This is a genomic window from Lactiplantibacillus dongliensis (assembly GCF_005405105.1).
GTDB classification, from domain to species: Bacteria; Bacillota; Bacilli; order Lactobacillales; family Lactobacillaceae; genus Lactiplantibacillus; species Lactiplantibacillus dongliensis.
This window is the reverse complement of the sequence record NZ_BJDK01000028.1, coordinates 1-22687: the sequence shown is the minus strand read 5'-3', so window position 1 is coordinate 22687 and position 22687 is coordinate 1. Positions and strand designations below refer to the sequence as shown.

21 protein-coding genes are annotated in these 22687 nt (G+C 45.6%); 16 read left to right on the top strand and 5 right to left on the bottom strand.

Annotated elements, in window-relative coordinates; translation table 11 throughout:
• Positions 1-10: 10 nt before the first annotated feature.
• Positions 11-880 (bottom strand): Cof-type HAD-IIB family hydrolase, encoded by an 870-nt coding sequence (locus FFM80_RS10580; protein WP_137640765.1) that lies wholly within the window; start codon positions 878-880, stop codon positions 11-13.
• A 115-nt stretch (positions 881-995) separates the two neighbouring features.
• On the opposite strand from FFM80_RS10580, the gene FFM80_RS10575 reads away from it, so the two are divergent.
• The 4 genes from FFM80_RS10575 to FFM80_RS10560 all read left to right on the top strand — a co-directional run bounded on the left by FFM80_RS10575 (position 996) and on the right by FFM80_RS10560 (position 3782).
• Positions 996-1688 (top strand): uracil-DNA glycosylase, encoded by a 693-nt coding sequence (locus FFM80_RS10575; protein ID WP_137640764.1) that lies wholly within the window; start codon positions 996-998, stop codon positions 1686-1688.
• A gap of 26 nt (positions 1689-1714) precedes the next feature.
• A complete protein-coding gene (gene pta, locus FFM80_RS10570; protein ID WP_137640763.1) occupies positions 1715-2695 on the top strand; it encodes a phosphate acetyltransferase in 981 nt (326 codons plus the stop codon).
• 104 nt (positions 2696-2799) lie between these two features.
• Positions 2800-3261, top strand: a complete 462-nt coding sequence (gene tsaE, locus FFM80_RS10565) for a tRNA (adenosine(37)-N6)-threonylcarbamoyltransferase complex ATPase subunit type 1 TsaE (protein WP_137640762.1) — start codon at positions 2800-2802, stop codon at positions 3259-3261.
• A gap of 5 nt (positions 3262-3266) precedes the next feature.
• Complete coding sequence (locus tag FFM80_RS10560; RefSeq protein ID WP_137634681.1) at positions 3267-3782, top strand: GNAT family N-acetyltransferase; 516 nt, start codon at positions 3267-3269, stop codon at positions 3780-3782.
• A gap of 387 nt (positions 3783-4169) precedes the next feature.
• On the opposite strand, the gene FFM80_RS10555 is transcribed toward FFM80_RS10560, so the two are convergent.
• The gene (locus FFM80_RS10555; RefSeq protein WP_137634680.1) at positions 4170-4706 is read right to left on the bottom strand and encodes a 3'-5' exonuclease; all 537 of its coding nucleotides are present in this window, start codon (positions 4704-4706) and stop codon (positions 4170-4172) included.
• Positions 4707-4791: 85 nt separating this feature from the next.
• Positions 4792-5547, bottom strand: a complete 756-nt coding sequence (locus FFM80_RS10550; protein ID WP_137640761.1) for an exodeoxyribonuclease III — start codon at positions 5545-5547, stop codon at positions 4792-4794.
• 494 nt (positions 5548-6041) lie between these two features.
• Here FFM80_RS10550 and FFM80_RS10545 point away from each other — a divergent pair, with 494 nt between their 5' ends.
• From FFM80_RS10545 to FFM80_RS10525, 5 genes are all read left to right on the top strand, one after another.
• The gene (locus FFM80_RS10545) at positions 6042-6944 is read left to right on the top strand and encodes a Gfo/Idh/MocA family protein (RefSeq protein WP_137640760.1); all 903 of its coding nucleotides are present in this window, start codon (positions 6042-6044) and stop codon (positions 6942-6944) included.
• A 289-nt stretch (positions 6945-7233) separates the two neighbouring features.
• Positions 7234-8133 carry a UDP-N-acetylmuramate dehydrogenase gene (gene murB, locus FFM80_RS10540; RefSeq protein ID WP_137640759.1) on the top strand — a complete coding sequence of 300 codons (900 nt, stop codon included), beginning with the start codon at positions 7234-7236 and terminating at the stop codon, positions 8131-8133.
• 33 nt (positions 8134-8166) lie between these two features.
• On the top strand, positions 8167-10299 hold the full coding sequence (locus FFM80_RS10535) for a cation:proton antiporter (protein WP_137640758.1): 2133 nt from the start codon (positions 8167-8169) through the stop codon (positions 10297-10299).
• A 141-nt stretch (positions 10300-10440) separates the two neighbouring features.
• Positions 10441-10947, top strand: coding sequence for a MarR family winged helix-turn-helix transcriptional regulator (locus tag FFM80_RS10530; protein WP_137640757.1), 507 nt, complete (start codon positions 10441-10443; stop codon positions 10945-10947).
• Between the two features lie 259 nt (positions 10948-11206).
• The gene (locus FFM80_RS10525; RefSeq protein ID WP_137640756.1) at positions 11207-12181 is read left to right on the top strand and encodes an S-layer protein; all 975 of its coding nucleotides are present in this window, start codon (positions 11207-11209) and stop codon (positions 12179-12181) included.
• Positions 12182-12502: 321 nt separating this feature from the next.
• On the opposite strand, the gene FFM80_RS10520 is transcribed toward FFM80_RS10525, so the two are convergent.
• A complete protein-coding gene (locus FFM80_RS10520) occupies positions 12503-13162 on the bottom strand; it encodes a DUF1361 domain-containing protein (protein WP_137640755.1) in 660 nt (219 codons plus the stop codon).
• 411 nt (positions 13163-13573) lie between these two features.
• On the opposite strand from FFM80_RS10520, the gene cdaA reads away from it, so the two are divergent.
• The 6 genes from cdaA to FFM80_RS10490 all read left to right on the top strand — a co-directional run bounded on the left by cdaA (position 13574) and on the right by FFM80_RS10490 (position 20881).
• Positions 13574-14416, top strand: a complete 843-nt coding sequence (cdaA, locus tag FFM80_RS10515) for a diadenylate cyclase CdaA (protein WP_137634672.1) — start codon at positions 13574-13576, stop codon at positions 14414-14416.
• The gene (locus FFM80_RS10510; RefSeq protein ID WP_137640754.1) at positions 14413-15387 is read left to right on the top strand and encodes a CdaR family protein; all 975 of its coding nucleotides are present in this window, start codon (positions 14413-14415) and stop codon (positions 15385-15387) included. Before cdaA ends, FFM80_RS10510 begins: the two co-directional genes overlap by 4 nt.
• 26 nt (positions 15388-15413) lie before the next feature.
• Positions 15414-16772, top strand: a complete 1359-nt coding sequence (gene glmM / locus FFM80_RS10505) for a phosphoglucosamine mutase (protein WP_137640753.1) — start codon at positions 15414-15416, stop codon at positions 16770-16772.
• 723 nt (positions 16773-17495) lie between these two features.
• Positions 17496-19313: a glutamine--fructose-6-phosphate transaminase (isomerizing) gene (gene glmS / locus FFM80_RS10500; RefSeq protein ID WP_137640752.1), complete on the top strand. Its 1818-nt coding sequence runs from the start codon at positions 17496-17498 to the stop codon at positions 19311-19313.
• Between the two features lie 363 nt (positions 19314-19676).
• The gene (locus tag FFM80_RS10495) at positions 19677-20489 is read left to right on the top strand and encodes a Cof-type HAD-IIB family hydrolase (protein ID WP_137640751.1); all 813 of its coding nucleotides are present in this window, start codon (positions 19677-19679) and stop codon (positions 20487-20489) included.
• A 26-nt stretch (positions 20490-20515) separates the two neighbouring features.
• Positions 20516-20881: a bacteriocin immunity family protein gene (locus FFM80_RS10490; protein ID WP_137640750.1), complete on the top strand. Its 366-nt coding sequence runs from the start codon at positions 20516-20518 to the stop codon at positions 20879-20881.
• A gap of 73 nt (positions 20882-20954) precedes the next feature.
• On the opposite strand, the gene FFM80_RS10485 is transcribed toward FFM80_RS10490, so the two are convergent.
• Positions 20955-21974, bottom strand: a complete 1020-nt coding sequence (locus FFM80_RS10485) for an aldose epimerase family protein (protein ID WP_137640749.1) — start codon at positions 21972-21974, stop codon at positions 20955-20957.
• Between the two features lie 298 nt (positions 21975-22272).
• Between FFM80_RS10485 and FFM80_RS14640 the strand changes: the two genes are divergently transcribed.
• The gene (locus FFM80_RS14640; protein ID WP_171001084.1) at positions 22273-22617 is read left to right on the top strand and encodes a glucosaminidase domain-containing protein; all 345 of its coding nucleotides are present in this window, start codon (positions 22273-22275) and stop codon (positions 22615-22617) included.
• Positions 22618-22687: the final 70 nt, after the last annotated feature.

The following is a 22687-nucleotide window of genomic DNA, read 5'->3' as shown; positions in this document are numbered from 1 at the left end:
TCCCGGTAAGCTATTGTTGCGCGAGTACTTCCAAAATGGCCTTACCAACGCCATCGTTAACGTTTGTATCCGCTAAATGATTAGCCAATTGTTTAACTTCAACGGAAGCATTACCCATGGCGTAGCTGGTCCCAGCTAATTTGAGCATGGAGACGTCGTTGTTGTTATCACCAATCGCCATCACGTCACTCATCGGCGTATGCAACATGTTGGCATAGCGTTCGACGGCAATGCCTTTTTGCGCATTGATATTGTTGATTTCAATGTTTGACCGTGATGAAGATGTAATCTTGATGGACGAATGCTTAGCCAGCAGTTCATCTGAAAGCGGCTGTAGTTTTTTGGGTCCAGCTTGGCTAAAAGCGATAATCTTCATAATGTGCTTTTTAGGATCGTTCAGCAGGTCACTGTAATCGTCGACGTAGTTAATATCCATCAATTCCAAGCGCGCGGACGCTAACGAAATCGCAATTTTAAAGGATGTATCGGGATTAAGATTGGTTAATAAGTAGGCAATTTCTTCAATGCGTTTAACTTTGTTGTTAGAGTAAACCCCATCGGTACCCACGACTTCGAAGTAGTAGCCTTGCGACGTTAGGGTGTGGAAGATTGCCCGTGAGACGGTCTTCGTAATTGGAACCATATCCAACATCTTACCGGAGGCGTCATACACCTCGGCACCGTTCAAGGTAATTAGGGGCGCCGTGATTCCTTGCGCGGCAATCAACGGTTGGGCTTCGGAATAACGGCGGCCAGTTGAAACGATGAAATGCACGCCTTGTTGCTGGGCTTTTAAAATGGCCTGGGCGTTGAAGTCAGAAACCGTCATTTCATTATTCAACAAGGTCCCATCCATGTCAGAAGCAATAATCGAAATCATGATGTCACATCCTTAGTTGTCTTAATAAAACCATTTTAACATGTTTGTCAGCTAATTCAGAATTATTATCATTACTGGTTTTGAGTATGCTACAATAAATCAAGAGGTGTTAAGGATGAAAGCGTTTATTCATACTGATTGGTGGGACGTGCTGGAACCCGAATTCGAACAGCCCTATTACCAGCAATTACATGCTTTTTTAAAATCTGAATATCGGACTAAAAATATCCATCCCGATATGTATCACATTTTTCAGGCCTTTGAATGGACGCCGTTTGCTGATACGAAGGTTGTGATTTTAGGTCAAGATCCGTATCATGGGCCCAATCAGGCGCATGGTCTCAGTTTTTCGGTGATGCCCGGGGTCCAAGTCCCGCCGTCACTCGTCAACATTTATAAGGAATTACAGGATGATGTCGGCTGTACGCCCGTTAACCATGGTTATCTGGAAGCTTGGGCTAAGCAAGGGGTCTTGTTGCTCAACTCCGTTTTGACCGTTCAAAATGGGGTGGCCTTTTCACATGCTGGCAAAGGTTGGGAACGGTTGACCGATGTTGCCATCCAACGGTTATCAGCGCGGCCAACGCCAGTGGTCTTTATCTTGTGGGGCAAAGCTGCCCGTTCTAAGATCAAGCTGATTGATACCAAGACGAATGTGGTTTTACAAGCCCCACATCCTAGTCCGTTATCAGCTTATCGCGGTTTCTTTGGCTCCAAACCATTTTCCAAGACCAACATTGCCTTAGAATCTTTTGGCGAACAACCGATTAATTGGCAGCTTCCAGAACACGTTAGTCTCAAAAATTAATTTAACTTTATTGGAGGGTCATCAACATGGATTTATTTACAGCATTAGCACAGAAAATTACTGGTAAAAATCAAACAATCGTCTTCCCTGAAGGGACTGAACCGCGGATCGTCGGTGCGGCGGCTCGACTAGCGGCCGATGGCTTAGTAAAACCAATCGTTTTAGGGCCAAACGCTAAAATTGAAGCGGTTGCGAAAGAATTGAAGGCCGATTTAACCGGTGTGCAAGTATTAGATCCCGCCACGTATCCGGCTGCTGACAAGCAAGCGATGCTGGATGCGTTAGTTGCGCGGCGCAAAGGGAAGAATACCCCAGAACAAGCTGCCAAGATGCTCGAAGATGAAAACTATTTTGGGACGATGCTCGTGTATATGGGGCAAGCAGACGGGATGGTTTCTGGCGCCGTTCACCCTACTGGGGATACGGTTCGGCCCGCTTTACAGATTATTAAGACTAAGCCTGGTTCACATCGTATTAGTGGGGCGTTCATCATGCAAAAAGGTGACGAACGCTACGTCTTCGCGGACTGTGCCATCAACATTGATCCAGATGCCGATACTTTAGCTGAAATTGCGACTCAAAGTGCCGCTACGGCCAAAGTCTTTGATATTGACCCTAAAGTAGCCATGTTGAGCTTCTCAACAAAAGGGTCAGCTAAGGGTGACATGGTGACTAAAGTCCAAGAAGCCACCGCTAAAGCGCAAGCAGCCGCGCCTGATGTCGCGATTGATGGTGAAATGCAATTCGATGCAGCCTTTGTTGAAAAGGTTGGTTTGCAAAAAGCACCGGGTTCAAAAGTGGCCGGTCACGCGAATGTCTTTGTCTTCCCAGAATTACAATCCGGGAACATCGGCTACAAGATTGCACAACGTTTCGGTGGCTTTGAAGCGGTTGGGCCAATCTTACAAGGCTTGAACAAGCCAGTGTCTGATTTATCACGGGGCGCTAGTGAAGAAGATGTCTATAAAGTTGCGATTATTACCGCAGCTCAAGGGTTAGAAGCCTAATTTGTTTGTTAAGCGGGAAAAACTTCGGAGCTTGAACTTTGAAGTTTAGCCCGTTTTTTCTATAATAAGAAGAGTTAGTTTGAATGGAGGATTTTGGATAAATTATGGATGCAATCACAGTCACATCGCCGGCGGAAACCATGCAACTAGGTGCCAAACTTGGAAAATTGGTCCAGCCAGGCGATTTAATCTTATTAGACGGCGACCTTGGTGCGGGGAAGACCACGTTTACCAAAGGGTTAGCCCAAAGTTTAGGAATCGACCGTAATGTTAAAAGTCCAACCTTTACGTTGGTGCGTGAATATCATCAAGGGCGTCTGCCACTGTATCATATGGATGTGTATCGGCTGGAAGATGGTGGCGCTGAAGATCTAGGCTTAGATGAGTATTTTGATGGTGATGGCGTCAGTGTTGTCGAATGGTCACAATTCATTAGTGAATTGTTACCGACGACGTATTTACGGATTGCCCTCAAACGTTCTGGTGATCAAGATGATGACCGGACGATCACACTTCAAGCCCATGGCGAACACTATCAACAGTTAGCGGATTCGTTAGAGGGGTGAGCAACATGACAGCTGAAGTTGTCGATGTACGCCCAGCGGAAGCTTCCGATGCGGCGCAATTATTAGCGTTGTTACTGCAGTTAGCAACGGAATCAAACACGTTTACGGTCGATGACGGTCTCGGGGAATTGAGTGAAGCCGATGAACGGGCACAGATCGAACAGATTACGCGGACGACAACTAATACGATCTTTGTAGCCGTCTTAGATCAGCAATTGATTGGGGTCGGTACCGTGCAAGCCACGGAAGATTTATTAAAGCCGCGTGGTGAGATTGGTGTGGCCGTTCTAAAGCAATACTGGGGCAATGGCTTGGGTACCGCTTTGGTTGAAGAATTGATTACTTGGGCACGTGACTTCAGTACGTTGGCGGAACTTTTCTTAACGGTGCAAACGCGTAATACGCGAGCCGTTAAGTTGTATCAACAACTTGGCTTTAAATCAGTGACGCCGACTGCATATCAAGTGGTTGATCCCACTGGTGAAAAAGTCTGTGCGATTGATATGGTATTGCCGGTTTAAGACAGTTAGTTGGGGCTAGCTTGCCACTTTGGTTGGCCCAGAATTGGCTGGAACGTGGTGGCCACGTTTGCGAGCCGAAGTACGGTCTCGCAAGCCGGGCTTTATCTAAGTCGGAAAATCACCGGCTAAGATAAACGACACCATTGAGCCAATTCTGGGCCGCCCGGCGTTAATGACTGATCAGTTAGTTTAGCTGTTGACGATGATGTGAATATTGTTCTCGGTTTTAGGTCAGGGTAGCTTGTGAACTTTAAAGTGGGCCAGCATAAGCGGGCTAACATCAAATGGATGAAAAAACGTGAGGTCAACTTGTGTAGGTGACCTCACGCGATTGTATTCATTACCAGTTTGCTAAGCTGATTCGCTTATGGGTGAATTATTGTCCCTTTAGCCTTGAACCCGCACAAATGGTTTCAAGCGTTCTGGGCCAAAATTAGCGGCTTCGGCTAATAAGATGTTAGCACAAGCCAGACTATCGTCGAGCGCATTGTGATGATGTTCTAGGTCAATGTTGAGGGCGCGGCACATTGTATCTAGTTTGTGGTTCGGCAATTCAGGGTAGAATTTTTTACTCGTCTTGACGGTGTCCATCGACAGATATTCAGGGGCACTAATGCCATAATGTGCGAGTGTCTGCCGTAAAACACCGGTATCAAATGGGGCATTGTGGGCGATGACTAACCGGTCACGCTGGAAAAAGGGTTCAATATGCTGCCAAACTTCCGGGAACTTAGGGGCATCGGCGACATCGGCTTCATGAATCCCATGAATTTGGATATTGCGCCAGAAAAATTCCGTTTCCGGTTTGATGAGGGTGTAAAATTCATCAACAACTTGGCTATTGCGGACAATGGTTAAGGCTAGTGAGCAGGCGCTATCGCGTTTACCACTAGCGGTTTCGAAGTCCATGGCAACAAAGTTCAAAAGGTTCACCTGATTTCATAGAGTCATTTTAATTAATTGTCATTCTAAGGGCAATTGGCCCCATTGTAAAGTAATTTGGTTGGCCTTAAAGACGAATATCGAGTTCCACTGGACAGTGATCAGAGCCCATAACTGTAGTTAAAATGCGGGCATTGATCAACCGGTCGACTAATCGATTGGACGTGATGAAGTAATCAATCCGCCAACCAGAATTATTAGCCCGAGCTTGGGCACGATAGCTCCACCAAGAATAGATTTCAGTCTGATCGGGGTAGAAGTGCCGGAACGTGTCGGTATAACCGTTGCTAAGTAGGGTATTGAACTTAGCCCGTTCTTCATCGGTGAAACCAGCACTGTGATGATTGCTACGCCAATTTTTTAAATCAATATTTTCATGGGCCACATTGAGGTCACCACAGAAGATGACCGGTTTATTGGCATCTAAACGGTTGATGTAGGCTAAAAAGGCATCTTCCCAAGTTTGACGGTAATCGAGTCGTTTTAGCTCACCACCAGAGTTGGGGGTGTAGCAGGTGACAAAGTAAAAATGGTCATACTCCAGTGTAATGACCCGGCCTTCGGTATCCAATTCAGGGACGCCAATGCCATAAGTGACGGCATTGGGCTGATGCTTGGTGAAAATGGCGGTGCCGGAATAGCCTTTACGTTCGGCGTAATTCCAATATTGATAGTAGCCGGGGAGGTCAAGGTCGATTTGACCGGCTTGCAGCTTGGTTTCTTGAATCCCAATAAAATCAGTATCAAATTGGTTAAAGCGATCTAAGAAGCCATGCTTCACAGCGGCTCGCAAGCCATTGACGTTCCAAGAAATAAATTTCATATAGTGGACCATCCTTTCGAATATAGGGTAATTTTAAAATGTTAACTGTTAGTTGGAATTGCCGCCTGCCGGTTGGGTCCTAAAATACTGGAACGCCATGGGCCATTTTAAAGCCAAAAATCGGTCTTTAAAACTGGCCTTGGCCTAAGTCCAGGAAAATCGCCTGCACTAAGGCCAACGACACGGCTGAGTATTTTAGGACCCAACCTCTCGGCTAAAGTTATGACTTGAAATATCAATTGATAATTACCGACTAGCTAACGTCGGGCGGGCCAGAATTGGCTCAGTGGTGTCGTTTGACTTGGAGCGGGTGTTCTTCCCGGTCCTAGTCAAAGCCCGGCTTGTAAGACCGAACTTTGGCTTACAAACGCGGCCACCACGTTCCAGCCGATTCTGGCCCAACCAGAGTGGCAGTGGACAAGCCAACTAGGTTTGACGATCATGCTAATAAATTAATTGTACCGCATTCGGCGGTTAAATAGATGGAGGAAATCATGTTAAAAATTGGGGTTTTAGGATTAGGCAATATTGCGCAAAAGGCGTACTTGCCAGTGATGGCAGCGATGCAGGATCAATATGAGTTTCACTTGACGACCCGTAATCCAGAAAAGCGTGCTAAATTGGCGGCTGAATATGGGTTTACCCATACGCATGCTAATTTGGATGAGTTAATTGCTGCTAAGCCGGCTGCCGTGTTTGTGCACACACCGACAGCGACACATGCCGCAATCATTAAGCAATTATTGTTGCATGATATTAATGTCTATGTGGATAAGCCAGTGGCAACGGATTTATCGGCGGTCCAAAGCTTGTACGACTTAGCAGCTGCCCGGCATTTGTTACTAACCTGTGGCTTCAATCGGCGGTTTGCACCCTGTAATCAGCAGTTAAAAGCGTTGCCGGATAAACGCTTGATTTTTGCAGAAAAAGTCCGTGAAACGGGTGGCCAGTTGGTGGAAGATGCGGTCTTTGATTTGATGATCCATACGGTCGATACTGGGTTATTTCTATTAGATGAACCGCTGATGGAGACGGATGGCCGCATCGTGGCGACCGAAGATGGCCGTTTGGAACAAGGCTACTTCTCAGCGCAAACGGCGCATGAACAATTACAAGTCGTGACGAATATGTATGGCGGCGTCAACTTGGAGCAGACGACGGTCCAAGCGACGACTCAACGGGCGATGGTCACCAATTTGAACACGTTGACGAGTTTTAAAACAGCGCAAACGCAAACGACAGCCTTCCCAGATTGGACGCCGACACTAGAGAAACGTGGCTTTGCACCACTGATTCGAGCGTTCTTAACCGCTGTTGCGACGCATGGTCCTAATCCGGTTGACCCGACCAGTGCGATTACGAGCCATGCGGTGTGCCGTCATTTATTAAGCGATTGAAACGTGCTATGATTAAGCAATAGTTGCGGTTAGTTGGGGGCGTCCCTGGTTGGATTGAAAGATTATTCACAAGGATGGTTTTGTAGTATACTGATTTAGTGACTAAAAGTAAGTTGAACATCAGCCGTTTATTTTTGATTTGAATGCTAAATAGATAAAATTTTGAGTAGTAAAACGCTTACTTTGTGATTAATCATGCAGCTAGTTTTATAATAAAGATTAGCTAGTTTGAACGGTTGATTGCGGCACCCAAAATTGACCAATTTGAAAGACGAAAGGAACCTCACTTATGACCCAAGATGTGTTGGCCACGTTTCCAGCCATTGAAATAAAAAAAGACGAATCGCTTAGTCATTATACGAATACGAAAACCGGGGGTCCGGCCGATTACGTCGCCTTTCCCAAATCGATTAGCGAAACTAAAAGTCTGATTGACTTTGCGAACGATCGTGACATGCCATTAACGGTAATTGGCAACGCCAGTAATTTGATTGTTAAGGATGGCGGCATTCGCGGTTTAACGATTATTTTAACGAAGATGAATCAAATCCACGCTAGTGAGACGCGGGTCGTGGCCGAAGCCGGAGCTGCAATGATTGCGGCGACCAAAGCTGCCTGCCAGGCGAGTCTGAGCGGTTTAGAATTTGCTGCTGGCATCCCTGGTAGCGTCGGCGGGGCCGTCTTTATGAATGCCGGTGCATATGGCGGTGAAATCAGCGAAGTTGTAGAAGAAGTGACCGTCTTAACGCGCGACGGTCAGCTCAAGACGCTCTCTAATGAAGCGTTAGACTTTGGTTATCGGCACAGTACAATTCAAGATTACAATGATACCGTTGTTTCAGCAACGTTTAACTTAACGCCGGGTGATCAGACAAAGATCCAAGCGCGCATGGATGAATTGAACTTCTTGCGGGCCTCCAAACAGCCGCTGGAATGGCCGTCTTGCGGGAGTGTTTTTAAGCGACCAACAGGCTACTTTACTGGTAAACTAATCCATGATGCTGGTCTGCAAGGCACGCGCATGGGTGGCGCGGAAGTGTCCAAGAAGCATGCCGGATTCATTATTAATGTCGACCATGCAACGGCCACTGATTATATGGACATGATTCACCATATCCAAGCCGTTGTTTTTGAAAAATTTGGCGTTCACCTCGAGACCGAAGTTCGGATCATCGGGGAAGATGCCTAACTAAATAGAACCAGAAGGAGATGCAACACTTAGATGCCACTGATTGAATTAGTTATTTTATTGGCATGTCTGGTGCTGCTGTCGAATGTGTTAAGCCACTATCTAGTCGCAATCCCGGTCAGTTTGATTCAAGTCGGGCTGGGCCTAGGGGTGGCTTTATTATTAAATGTACGGGTTGAACTGCAAACGGACTGGTTTATGCTAGCCTTCATTGCGCCGATGCTGTACAACGATGGCAGACAGTTCCCCAAGCAAGAATTGTGGGAACTGCGCGGGGCGATCTTTGCGAATGCAATCGTGCTCGTGTTTATCACCACCATTTTAGGGGGCTTTTTGATTCACGTCCTCATTCCAACGATTCCATTGGCCGTCAGTATTGCACTGGCCGCCATTCTCTCGCCAACCGACCCCGTGGCGGTGCAGTCGATTTCAGAAGGGGTCAAATTACCAAAAGAAATTTTACATCTGGTCAGTGGCGAAAGCCTGATTAATGATGCCAGTGGCTTGATTGGGTTCAAGTATGCGTTGGCGGCTGCGGTTACTGGGACGTTTGTCTTGGGACGCGCAGTCGGCGATTTCTTTTATATTAGTCTGGTTGGCTTAGCAGTTGGCCTGGCGTTGATGACGATTATTCAGCTTATTCGTGATGTCTTACGGCGAGAAGGCATTAATGACATGGTCTTTAATGTGGTGCTACAAATTATGACGCCATTTGCGATTTACTTTATCGCTGAAGAATGGTTCCATGCTTCTGGCGTGGTCGCCGTGGTGGCTGCTGGGGTTTTAGGCCATATTCAAAATTCTCACGAAATTGAAGATGCGCCAGAATTACGGCTAGTTACGGAAAAAGTCTGGAATATTATTGTTTACTTATTGAATGGGATTATCTTCTTGATTCTTGGTATTGAACTCCCGTTGGCCACGAAAGCCACGATTGAAGGGAGTCATACCAATACGCTGCACGCGTTATTTGATGTCTTGATTGTTTGGGGAATCCTACTCTTAATTCGCGTGGCTTGGACGTATGGTTATATGCTGATGATGCGGCTGCGAGATCGGACAAAGTCCAAACCAAGTCTGCGAACTGCGACACTCTCTGGTTTGTCAGGGGTTCGTGGTGCGATTACGATGGCCGGGGTCTTTACGATTCCAACGGTGATTGCGACTGGCGATGCTTTTCCAGAACGTGCGCTAGTCCTCTTTATTGCGGCGGGCGTGATTGTGGTTAGTCTGATTGCGGCGGCGGGGATTTTACCATTTATGGCGGCGAAATCTTTACCATTTGTTACCCGGGGGTCCAGTCTAGATGAAGACGATGCGGTCATTGTCGGGGATTCAATCGACGACGAGTTGGCGGATGACGAGACCCCGCAAAAGATTACTTACAAGCAAGCACGGATCTATGTCTTGCGGTTAGCGGTGCAAAATATTGAAGAACATCGGCGACCAGCTAATCAACGGGCGGCATATGATTTGATCTTAGATCAGCAATTTCAAATTCGTCGGTTAGAAGTGGCTTCACAAACGGAAGATGAATTACAACCGATGCTGACTGATGAGATGCAGTTACGATTAGTGGCTTTAGCTGGTGAACGTCAAGCGGTTAAAGCGATGTTAGCTGAGCATGAGGTGTCGAAGTTGAGTATTCAAGCTTACTTGCGCCGGATTGATCGGCGCGAACAACGGTTGTCACAAGCCGCGCATAAGCCAGGACTGCCAACGTTACGTTCATTGCGATTGATGTTTAGCCGAGGGATGCAAGGATTGCGCATGTGGCTAGCACCCGGTGACAGTGACCGATTACGGGCTGAACAGTTGACCATTCAACGGGTTGCCTCGAAAGCGGCTATTAAGGCGTTGTCACAGTATTTGAAACAGGCTAACGTCAATGAGCAGCAGTTTGACCGGCAAGCATTGTATCATTTGATCGTGCATTATCGAAATCGAATTGAAAGTGCCAAGCCAGGGCACAGTCTGTCGCGAGATGATTATGAACGTCAGGTACAAGCGCTGCGAATCAAAAGTTTAGGGGCTGAACGTGCGGGGGTGCAGCACTTAGTTGAAAGTGGGCAAATCAGCCTACGAACCGCCGCTCGGTTACGTCAATTCATTAATTACTCTGAAAATTTAATTATGATCAATGATGGCGAAAGTGATGAGGAATAATTAATTTACTTATTGCAATGTAATAGTTCTCGGTTATAATTAGGTTAGAATAGTATTGATAGTGAACAATTAGAACTGGCAATTAATTGGGAGCTTTGAACGGGATTATTTTGGTTTTTAAACCATGCGGGGGGATAAACAATGACAGAAACAGAAATCCATGATCAATTCGTTGAAACTTATATGCATATTTTGAAGTACATCGGTGATTTTGTATCCGTGCCAACACGGCCGTATAAGATTACGTTTGAAGCTTACATTGTGATGCAGATGATTGCGACGAGTGAGGAACCGTTAACGCTGGTTAAGATTGCCAACGAACAACGGGTCTCAAGAAGTGCAATTGCGCGGCAAATTAACGTGTTGTTGGATTTGAAGTATATTGATCAGACGACCAACACTAAGGATCGCCGGATTAAGTATCTGTCATTGACCCCAACTGGTCTAAAAGTAGAACAAGCCATCAACGATGCCTCTAACAAGCGATTCCATCAATGGCTGCAAGTGTACGGTGAGAAGCGAGCGAATGATACGCTGCGTTATATTACCGATGCGGAAAAGAAAGCCACTACGATGGGCTTTAGCGGGTTTAGCGGCTTGCATGATAAGCGGAGTGCCCATGCCGGGTACAGTGATCCAAGAGTGTGAGGGTCGCTGGGTTGCCAGTGAGCATTACCTAGTAGCCAGCACTGGTAGTCGGGCTGAACACGTTTCAACTAATTAAAAATAAAAACCAATGAGTTTGAGGCTTTCAAATCCTCAAGCTCATTTTTTATGGTCAAAATAAGTGCTAGTTGAATGGCCACTTACCGGTTTGTTTCTTAACCTGAATTTAAAGCGCTACCCAAACGTTACCTGTTATACTGAAGTTAGTCTAAATAAAGGTGTTGCTGGAGGAAATAACAAAATGAATGAATCAATTAAAACGGCATTAGCTGTAGGTGTTGCCGTGACCAGTCTGGGTGTCGCTGCTGAAAGCCAGCCAGTCAAAGCTGCGGGGCAGGCAACGATTGTTAGTAATGTGACGCTAAAAACTGCAGGGTATAATCGAAATATGACCGTCACTGGGACGAATGCGCTCTATAGTAAACCGGGAACGGTAAAGGGCGCTAAGCTCATTGCGAGCAAAGACCAGATGCAACAGTTAGCGGCGTCTAAAAAATCAACGGATTATTTTCGGGCTTATCGGGTGGCCCAAACGAATCGCGGCTCGGTTTATTATAAAGTAGTCAGTATGGATGGTCGTTATCGTGGCTATATCTATGGTGGCCGCGATGCTGACGTGTTTGCTGGCGGGATTAAGCGGGTCAAGACAACTAAGAAAGTTGCTTTACCAAGTAAAATCACGCATTATCAATTAGCGAATATGCATAAGAATACGCTATGGGTCGATCCAAAATATACCCAATATAAGGCAACCAAGGTGGATACCAAGGCAGTCACGGAAGATACGTTATTCGAAGTCTTTGGTGCGGAGATTAAAACGCGCGAGGGCAGTTTGTACTATCACGTGGCAGGTGGAACCGAAGCTGGGCCGGTCGAAGGCTGGGTCTATGCTGGCCAAGGCTATCAAGGGACAGAATCAACGTTTGGTGGGCTGAAAGTTGACTTAACGGAAGGTATTCCATCAAAGGATAACAGTGTTGACATCGTTTATCGCGCCAACGGTCAAACAGTTGGTCAGACGCAAACCTTTACGACGACTGATTGGCAGCCTAAAGCTGGTCAGCCAGTTGCTGGGACCGATACCGTGCATGAAAGTCTCGGGATGTTTATTGCCAACCATTTGCCAAGCGGCTATCAATTACCAACTGAATTTGCTGACACAACCGGTGCCAAGTACGGGCAACCATTTGAGGTTACCGTTGAGGCCATTAAATAAGGATACGCTTGGTGCTAGTTGGATTAAGGTGTCACTGGTTGGACCAGAATTGGCTGGAACGTGGTGGCCACGTTTTCGAGCCATAATGCGGTCTCGAAAGTCGGGCTTTATCTAAGTCGAAAACCACGACTAAGATAAACGACACCACTGAGCCAATTCTGGGCCGCCCGCCGCTAATGCCCGAGTAGTTATCAATGGTCGTTAATTTGTTCACCAGCCATTTTAGAAATTAACCGGTAGGCGGTAATTTCAATCTCATGAGCTAAGACAATAACAAAATAAAGACTTTGACAGCCAAAAATTTGGTTAGTCAAAGCCTTTTTATTTAGAGACAGTGGTTTTAGCGGCAGCTAGGGTAAAGCGCCAAACGACGTAAATCAGTAGTTGCAAGCCCCAGATAATCAGGACAAAGGCGAGCATCTTTAAGGACCACATATCGATTAATTGTTTAATAATGTATTGCGGTGTAATCAGCAAGTAGATTGAATGTAGGCGTAAGAACCGCCCAACATAGACACCAATCGCAGCAAATAGGAAGAGTAAGGTACTGATTAGTAGCCGACCGCCTGGCAACTTAGTGAGGTGCAGGCGCCGTTGGAATTCACCAGCAAGCTGATCGACACTAAAGGTGCCAACAATGACCGAGACCATCGTTGGACCAACTAAGTACGCAAAATCGCGCCACATGGCTAAGTCGAACTTCAACAAGCCGTTTACCGCATACGGATTCAATAAACTCAAATGGAAGAGGTCCGTCATCAGATACGGCGCGTTCGGATAGAAGAGCAACCAAATGATTGCCAGTAACCAAAACATGAAGGCCGAACGCCGATCAGTCAGCCAAAAGCTGAGTTCAATCGGAATGTAAGCCAGCGTCGTATTTAACAATAAAAATGAAAACGCACCATGGATTGAAAGCGCTGCGAAACCGATAAACAGCCAATAAATCAGCCGGATCAGCCAGCGCTGAAGACGAGTCATTTGATCACCACACTTTCACTATTAGTTTACCAGAAATATAAGCTAATCTATATTAAATAACAGTATCCTTAATATTTATTCAAGTTATTTTTTAGCTGAATTGAAATAAAAGCGTCAAATTTGCCAATAAGTGATTATCATTGGTATGGTTTTATGTAGAACAAGTTGTCAATTATGCTTAGGTTAAGCAGATTGATGGCGTTTATTAACGACGGGCGGGTCAGCATTGGCTCAAAAACGCGGCCACCACGTTCCAGCTAATGCTGGTCTAACTAGAGTGGCAATTTTAGTCCAATTAGCGCCAATCATTATCCTACCCGAGTTTTTTTAGTCATCTCATGAATTGACGCAACGCTAGGGGTTGCCCGTGCTATAATGTGAAAGTAAAACATTTTCGTAAGGAGGGGGAGTATGAACTTCAATTGGAGCGACTGGCTCACCATTGCCAATTTGGTGCGGCTCCTTGATATTCTGGTCGTCTGGTTCGTTATTTACGAACTGATCGTCTTGCTACGGGGGACCAAAGCAGTCCAGCTATTCCGTGGCATCATTGTGATTGCCATTGTTAAGTTTCTAAGTGTGGTGATTGGTCTAGATACGGTTTCTTGGATCATGGACCAAGTGATTAACTGGGCGGTCATTGCGATGGTCATCATTTTCCAGCCCGAAATTCGGCGGGGCCTAGAGCATCTGGGCCGAGGGTCGATGTTTGTGCGTGGTAAGCGGCAAAATGAAGACGAAGAACGGATGATTAAAGAGCTGGATAAAGCCATCCAGTATATGGCAAAACGTCGGATTGGGGCGCTGATGTCCATCAAGATGGATACTGGTCTAGAAGATTATATCGAGACGGGGATCGCGCTGGATGCCGATATTACGGGTGAATTGTTAATCAACATTTTCATTCCGAATACGCCGTTACATGACGGTGCGGTCATTATCCAAGATAATCAAATCAAGGTGGCCGCAGCTTATCTACCATTGTCTGAAAGCAACCTGATTCCCAAAGAATTGGGGACCCGGCATCGCGCGGCTGTCGGTATTAGTGAAGTAACCGATGCCCTGACGATTGTGATCTCGGAAGAAACCGGCGAAGTGTCGATTACGAAGGATAACGAGTTGATGCGGGGCATGACGCGCGAGAATTATTTGCGTTATTTCCGTCAAGTGCTCTTAACGCCTGAAGATGCGACCCAACAAAACGCCATTCAAAGTTGGTTTGCTCGAATCTTTGGAGGGGGGCCGCGTAAATGAAAAAGTTTATGAATAGTGCTTGGTCGATGCGACTGCTAGCACTATTATGTGCGCTGGTGTTATTTGCTTATGTAAATTCCAGTAAAGCAAATCATACGAGTAGTTTGTTAACAAACAGTTCATCGACGACCGCGACTTCCAACCGGAGCGTTAGTATCAGTGCGCCGCTGGAATTAAATGTCAATAGTACCAAGTACTTTGTGACCGGTTATCCGGAAAAAATCAAAGTGAAGATTGCGGGTCCCGCGGCCTTAGTGACGACGACCGCGAATACCCAAAATTTTAAAGTCTACGCGAATCTGTCCGGGTTATCGGTCGGGCGGCATAGTGTGAAGATTCAAGTTGATGGCTTAAACAAAGAATTGAGCTACTCATTAAGTCAAAAGTATATCCAAGTCAATATTCAACCGCGGCGAACGGCCAACTACAAAGTTAGTGCTGATTTCAACAAGAGTAACGTGGAATCAGGCTATGAAGTTGGTACGCCACGCTTAGGGACGTCTTCGGTTAAAGTCACTGGGGCCGTCAATGAAGTCAGCAAAGTGGCTAAAGTGGTTGCGGTAGTGAATACGGAGAAAAACTTAACGAGGTCGGTGAACCAGCAAGCCATGATTGAGGCCTTAGATGCCAATGGTCAAACCCTGAACGTGGTCTTGACACCGTCGACGACTTCCGTGTATATTCCCATTAAGCAAGCGACTGATACGAAAAAAGTCGCCGTCGACTTAAAGGCGAGTGGCAAGACGGAAGCTGATACGAGTTATTCGTTTGCGACCGATACGAAACAAGTGACGGTTACGGGAACGAAAGCGGCGTTAGCGAAGTTAGATAAATTGGCCGTGGATGTGGATGTAACGGATGTGACAACGTCAACGACCAAGACGGTGGATCTATCATCCAGCGATGAAGATGGGGTCGCTTCAGTTAGTCCATCTTCGATTAAAGTTAAAATAACCGTTAAAAATGATTGAAAATTTTGAAATGAGGTAAAGAAACGATGAAATATTTTGGTACTGATGGTGTCCGTGGGATTGCTAACTCTGGGTTAACGCCTGAATTAGCGTTTAAGTTAGGCCGGGCCGGTGGTTATGTCTTAACGGAACATGCGGAAGATAAAGAGGCCCAACCACGGGTCTTAGTGGCACGTGATACGCGGATTTCTGGTCAAATGTTAGAAGAAGCTTTAATTGCCGGTTTACTTTCAGCTGGAATTGAAGTGCTACGCTTAGGCGTCATCACCACTCCTGGGGTCGCTTATTTAGTGCGGATTCAAGATGCCGATGCCGGGGTCATGATCTCAGCATCACATAACCCCGTTGAAGATAATGGGATTAAGTTCTTTGGTGGCGACGGCTTCAAGTTGTCCGATGCCAAGGAAGAAGAAATCGAAACTTTACTCGAACAACCAACTGATGATTTGCCACGACCAGCCGCTGAAGGGTTAGGGACCGTTGCAGACTTTCCAGAAGGTAATTTAAAGTATTCTCAATTCCTAGAACAAACGATTCCCGATGACTTAAGTGGGATTCACTTGGCAGTTGATGGGGCGAATGGCTCAACCAGTAACTTGGTTTCCCGGATCTTCGCTGATTTAAACGTGGACTTTGAAACCATGGCAACTTCTCCCGATGGTTTGAACATCAACAAAGGGGTCGGCTCAACGCATCCCGAAGCCTTATCAAAGTTTGTTGTTGAAAAGGGTGCCCAAGTTGGGTTGGCCTTTGACGGCGACGGCGACCGGTGTATCGCGGTTGATGAATTAGGAAACATTATCGACGGTGACAAGATCATGTATATCTGTGGGAAGTTCTTAAGCGAACGCGGTAAGCTCAAGCAAGATACGGTTGTCACAACGGTTATGAGTAACTTAGGCTTATATAAAGCTTTAGAAACAGCCGGCTTGCACAGTGAACAAACCCAAGTTGGTGACCGCTATGTCGTTGAAGAAATGTTGAAAGACGGCTTTAATCTCGGTGGCGAACAATCTGGTCACGTGGTCTTCTTAGACTTTAATACGACTGGTGACGGGATGTTAACGGGGATTCAGTTGTTACATGTGATGAAAGAAACCGGCAAGAAGTTGTCTGAATTAGCGGGCGAAGTAACCACTTATCCACAAAAGTTGGTCAACGTTAAAGTTCAAGATAAGAAAGCCGCTTTAAACAACGATAAGATTAAGGCCGTTATTGCTGAAGTTGAAACGGAAATGGCTGGTGACGGTCGGGTCTTGGTTCGTCCTTCAGGGACCCAGGACTTACTCCGGGTTATGGCTGAAGCTAAGACTGATGAATTGGTTAGCGCTTATGTTGACCGGATCGTGGCTGTGGTTAAGGATGAAGTTGGGGTTACAGCCTAGAGTGTTAGAGTGTGAATGAGGGCGGTTTGAGGGTGAGCATTGCCTAGTCAGTCAACGATACGGTGATTTTCCGTATGGTTGACTGACGTAGCAAGCGGAATCCTCAGCCCAAATGAACGCGTTTCAGTAAGAGTGTGAAGACCAACGGGTTGCGCCTGAGCATTGCCTAGCCAGGTCAATTACTCGGTGGTTTTCCGAGTCGTTGACCTGGCATAGCAAGCGGAGGGCGCAGTTGGGCTGAACACGTTTCGGCAGGCAACACACCAACCGTATTTAACCAAACCTTAACAACTAGTAGCTTGTTCCTAGCCCATTGGCGACTCGCCGAACAAACTGATTTAACCTTAATAAAACGATGATTCTTAAAAAAGCACGTCAATCATAGGATTGACGTGCTTTTTAAATTGGTATACATCAATAATTAGACGCATACCAATAACGAATACAGTTGACATTTTACGCTTACAACGTTAAAGTAATACTGTTTCTAGGAAATATACCAATCGGAGGTTAATCTAGACCAATTCATAATTGGTTAAAGCGGAATAGCGCCAGGACTTTAGATTCTAAAGTTGACGAGGATGATGTTTATCGACAATCGACGGGTGACATCAGGGACTGCACTCTACAGGTGGCTTACAAAAACTAGTCGTAAGATTAGTGACAGAGATAGCCATCACGCAGCTAGAAACAATTCAAAACAGTAAAGGAAGATTATAACTTATGTGTGGAATTGTTGGAGTAACTGGTAAAGATAGTGCCGTATCGATTTTATTGAATGGTTTGGAAAAATTGGAATACCGGGGTTACGATTCAGCCGGTATTTATGTTAATGATCAAAATGGCCAAGACTATTTAGTTAAAGAAAAAGGCCGGATCGATGACTTACGTAAAGAAGTTGGCGCTAACGTTCAAGGCTCAACTGGAATTGGTCATACACGTTGGGCGACTCATGGGGAACCAAGTGTCGCTAATGCGCATCCCCAAGTTTCAGCGGATGGCCGCTTCTACTTGGTCCACAATGGTGTGATTGAAAACTTCCAAGATTTAAAAAATGATTATTTAAGTGATGTTGAATTTACGTCACAAACTGATACTGAAGTGATTGTGCAACTCGTTGACCGGTTTGTGACGAAGGAAGGGTTAGATACCTTAGCCGCTTTCCGGAAGACTTTGAGCTTATTAGGCCATTCTTCATATGGGTTCCTATTAATGGATAAAGAAGCGCCAGATACTTTATACGTGGCTAAAAACAAGAGTCCGTTATTAATTGGGGTTGGCGATGGCTTTAATGTCGTTTGTTCTGATAGTTTAGCGATGCTTGATCAAACCAAGGATTACTTGGAATTGCATGATGGCGAAATCGTAGTCGTTAAGCCTGACGAAATCAAAATCACTGATCAACAAGGTAATGCGGTCGAACGCGACACGTTCCATGTAGATATTGATGCTGCCCAAGCTGACAAAGGGACGTATCCCTTCTACATGTTGAAGGAAATCGATGAACAACCCAACGTAATGCGGAAGTTATCACAAGTTTACTTGAACGATGACGGTCAGCCGGTGATTAATGCCGAATTATTAGACGCATTGAAGGCAGCTGATCGGTTATACATCGTGGCTGCGGGGACGAGTTACCATGCTGGTTTAGTTGGTGCCCGGTTATTTGAATCCTTAGCTAATGTGCCAACTGAAGTCCATGTTTCTTCTGAATTTGCTTATAACCAACCGTTGTTATCTAAGAAGCCATTCTTCATCTTCTTAACGCAATCCGGCGAAACGGCTGATAGTCGAGAAGTTTTGTTGAATGTCAATGAACAAAAATTCCCAAGCTTAACGATTACCAACGTTCCAAATTCAACGTTGTCTCGTGAAGCGACTTACACGTTGTTATTACATGCGGGTCCCGAAATTGCGGTGGCGTCAACGAAAGCTTATACGGCTCAGATTGCATTGCAAGCCATTTTAGCGAAAGCGTTAGGCGAAGCTGATGATCAACCAGCCGCTAAGGGCTTTGATGTTAAACAACAATTAGCATTGGTTGCTAATGGGATGCAGGCATTAGTCGATGAAAAAGCGACTTTCGATAAGTTGGCTAAAGCGGACTTATTGAAGACGCCAAATGCTTTCTACATTGGCCGGGGCTTAGATTACGCGGTTTCATTGGAAACAGCGTTGAAGCTTAAGGAAATCTCATATGTTCAGGCTGAAGGGTTCGCTTCGGGGGAATTGAAGCATGGGACGATTGCTTTAATTGAAAAAGATACACCAGTTATTGGGATTATCACCCAACAAAATACGGCTGGGTTAACCCGTTCTAACTTGCAAGAAGTTGAAGCGCGGGGCGCTAAGACGATTACCATCGTGACGGATGCACTCGCTAAGCCAGACGATACGATTGTCTTGCCAACGGTTGATGAACGGATGACGGCACTTTTGAGCGTTGTGCCTGGTCAATTATTAGCTTATTACACCAGCTTGAATAAGGGCTTGGATGTTGATAAACCACGGAACTTAGCTAAGAGTGTGACGGTCGAATAAATTGAAATAAGACCTGATTACGCAAGTGTGGGCACGGCGTCAGGTCGTCAGAAGGAATCATCGTTAATAGCGGTGGTTCCTTTTTTGGTGCATAATAATAGTTATGGCATTATTTTTAAGTTGGTTGAAGTTGCCACTCTGGTTGGACCAGCGTTAGTTAGACGAGCTAACGTTGAAGAGAACCTGTTTTGCGCATCTATTCTGGTTGAGTGATTAGTTATGAATGTGTTCAAATCAGGAGTTACCATATATTTAGTCTAGACACAAACAGCACGTTTCGGCGTCGATCCAGACCAACCAGATTGGAAAGACGCATCCAATAAGCACAAACAGCATATTAGAAATTAAAGGAGTTTCCCCAAAATGGCAATTAAATTAATCGCAACGGACTTGAATGGCACGCTTTTACACGCTGACCAGCGTTATAATCGCGACTTATTACAACAAACACTGACGGCTTTGGCCGCACGTGATATTAAGCTGGTCTTGTCATCAGGCAATCAGTATGAGCATTTGAAGCAACTATTTGCGGACGTTACTGCCGATAACTTGGTGATGGTTGCTGAAAATGGGGCTTCAATTTTTAGCCAGGATCAACAATTGTTCGATGGCAGTTTGTCGGCAGCTCAACTTGAGCAATTTGTAACGGTGGATCGCCATCAACCGGTCTTTGATGGGGCTTATTTGATCTTGGTTGGTGCTAAGGGATCGTATACAGAAGTTGGTGCCCCCCAAGCGTTACTTGAGGCGGCAGCAAAGTTTTATGATAACTTGCAACAAGTACCAGATCTAGCCCAGGTTGATGACCAGATCAAAAAGATCAGTGTCTCAACGCTACCCGACCAAGCAGCACAACTGGTGACTGATTTGAATACGTTATTGGCTGGCCGATTAAAAGCGCATGATAGTGGCTATGGGGTAGTTGATATTGTGAATACCGGTGTTGGTAAGCTTCCCGCCGTGCAGTGGTTAATGCAGCGTTGGCAAGTGGCACCAACCGAAGTGATGGCGTTTGGTGACGGTGATAATGATGTACCGTTGTTGCGCTTTGCCACGCATAGTTATGCGATGGCTAATGCTGACGCTAGTGTCCGAGCAGTTGCGGCGCATGTGACGGCGTGGGATAATGAACATGACGGCGTCTTAAACACAATCCAAAGTCAAGTTTTGAGGTAGTCGTAACACGATTGGGGGATACAGCAATGGATCAAGCAACGAATGACGCGTTAGTTGCGACGTTGACTGATCAGTTGAGTGCTGCTTACACGGCGGCATTAGCTGACAATGACACGGCGATGCAAAAGCTGTTATTGACTAATGCGACGGATTTGAATAATGATAAACCGTATTTAGATGTGATTACTAATTTAACACATGATATTTCAAAGTATTACATTCATAATCATCGGGTACCGGAACCGGTGATGGCCATCTATCGTGAATTGCAGGCCGATGTGAAGGCCGGCAAGATTGACGCTGATGAAATGCGCAAACGCAATATCGCGGTTGGACTAAGCTTTTTACCAGTAATGTTCGGTGGTATTGGTGGCATCGGCGGTGGCTGTTAAGCAATTAAAAAGTGACTCTACTGAACATTCCAGCTTGGAACGTTCAATAGGGTCACTTTTGAGTTTGGTACGCTTAAACGTCATAAATATTCGAGAATTGATAAGCTGTTTGATAAGTGACGGGGACATTCGGTTTAATGATAATATTGCCAAATTCCTTGTGATGAATGGCGTCAGGTAACGTTTGGGCTTGTAGCGAGATACCAAGTTGTGAGCGCATCGGCTGGCCACCGTTGAGTTTGTAGCGGTCATCGCGATAATTAGTGGCACTAGAGACCACGATGGCTTTAGCGTTTGTCCGCATGGTCATTTTTCGGCCGCTGACACGATCTAATAGTTCAACTTGTGGGTGAGGGGTGTGGTTTAGCACGAAGCCGTGCCGCAGCCCGCCTTTGATCTTAGCGATTTGTGGGCCAATCTCGGTCCGGTCACGGAAATCAAAAGGTGAGTCAGTGACCCATGGCAGCTTGCCAGTGGGTAGATTGTGTTTATTCAGACTTGAATATTCATCGGCGTTAATTTTTAAAATTTGATGATCAATCAGGCGTTCCGCATTACCACTCAGGTTGAAGTAACTGTGGTTAGCCGGATTGAAGAGGGTGGTTTTATCACTCTTACCGGTATAACTAATGGTGAACTTACCATGGTTATCCAAAATAAAATCGGCGGTGATGGTCATCGTTCCCGGGTAGCCATTTTCACCATCTAACGTAATATATTGCATGACGAGGCCCACTTGGTCTTTGGTCTGGAGCTTACGTTCTAGGAACCAGGGCTCAAATGCAATCTGCGGCATATTGCCGCCATTCAAATGATGCTCACCAAAATTTTGTGTTAATTCATAGTTACGCCATTTGGCATTTTTAATGATGCCCGCCACCCGGACGATGCTGGCGCCGAAAAAGGACCGGTAGTTGATGTAATCCTCACCCTTATCAAAGCCTAAAACCACATTGGCGTATTGGCCGTCTTTATCATGGGTGCGGATTGCGGTGACAGTTGCGCCCCAATCCATAATCGTCACACTCATATGATAATTATTGACCAGGGTATAATAATTAATCCCATTTGCTTGATGCTCGATAATTTTCATAACAATTCACCACTCCAAAAATATGCCTTGAACGGTCAGCCGTCCACTTCCAGTATATTTCAAATCTCACCAGAATGCGAACGATTACATGGATAGATTGTGTATTTTTTAACATACCTGCTAAATGGCAATTGTCACAGAACTGTAACCTAATTGCAAACTTAGGGTATCAGGCGCTAGTTAACACGGGTGTCAGGTTACAAACGTTGATTTACCAAGGTTTAAACACTTGAAACTCCCGGCCAGTTCCGGCATAATACGAATTGAGTTCAAAAATACATATTGGAGTTGGCAATTTATGATTAAGCAAGTCTCAAAAAATAAAATCGTTAAACAGTTCCTTTTGGGATTAATCATTTTGGTGACCCTAGTTGGCTGGATGGGAACGCCGCGGGTCGCTGCTTCGACGCAGACTAGTTTTATTAACAAGTTAGGCCCCAACGCGTTGAAAGTTTCGCAAAAGTACAAACTATATGGGTCCGTGATGGTCGCACAAGCGATTGTTGAAAGTGGCTGGGGTAAGAGTACCTTATCCAAGACCGCTAAGAATTATTATGGCATCAAAGGGAGCTATAAAGGGAAGTCTGTTTCGATGCGTACGGCGGAATATTCGTCGAATGGGACGTTATATTACACTAACTAAAGGTTGAAAGTTAATAATGTACAGTAAAGCCCCGGCTTGCCGGGACTTTACTGTATAAAAATAGACATGA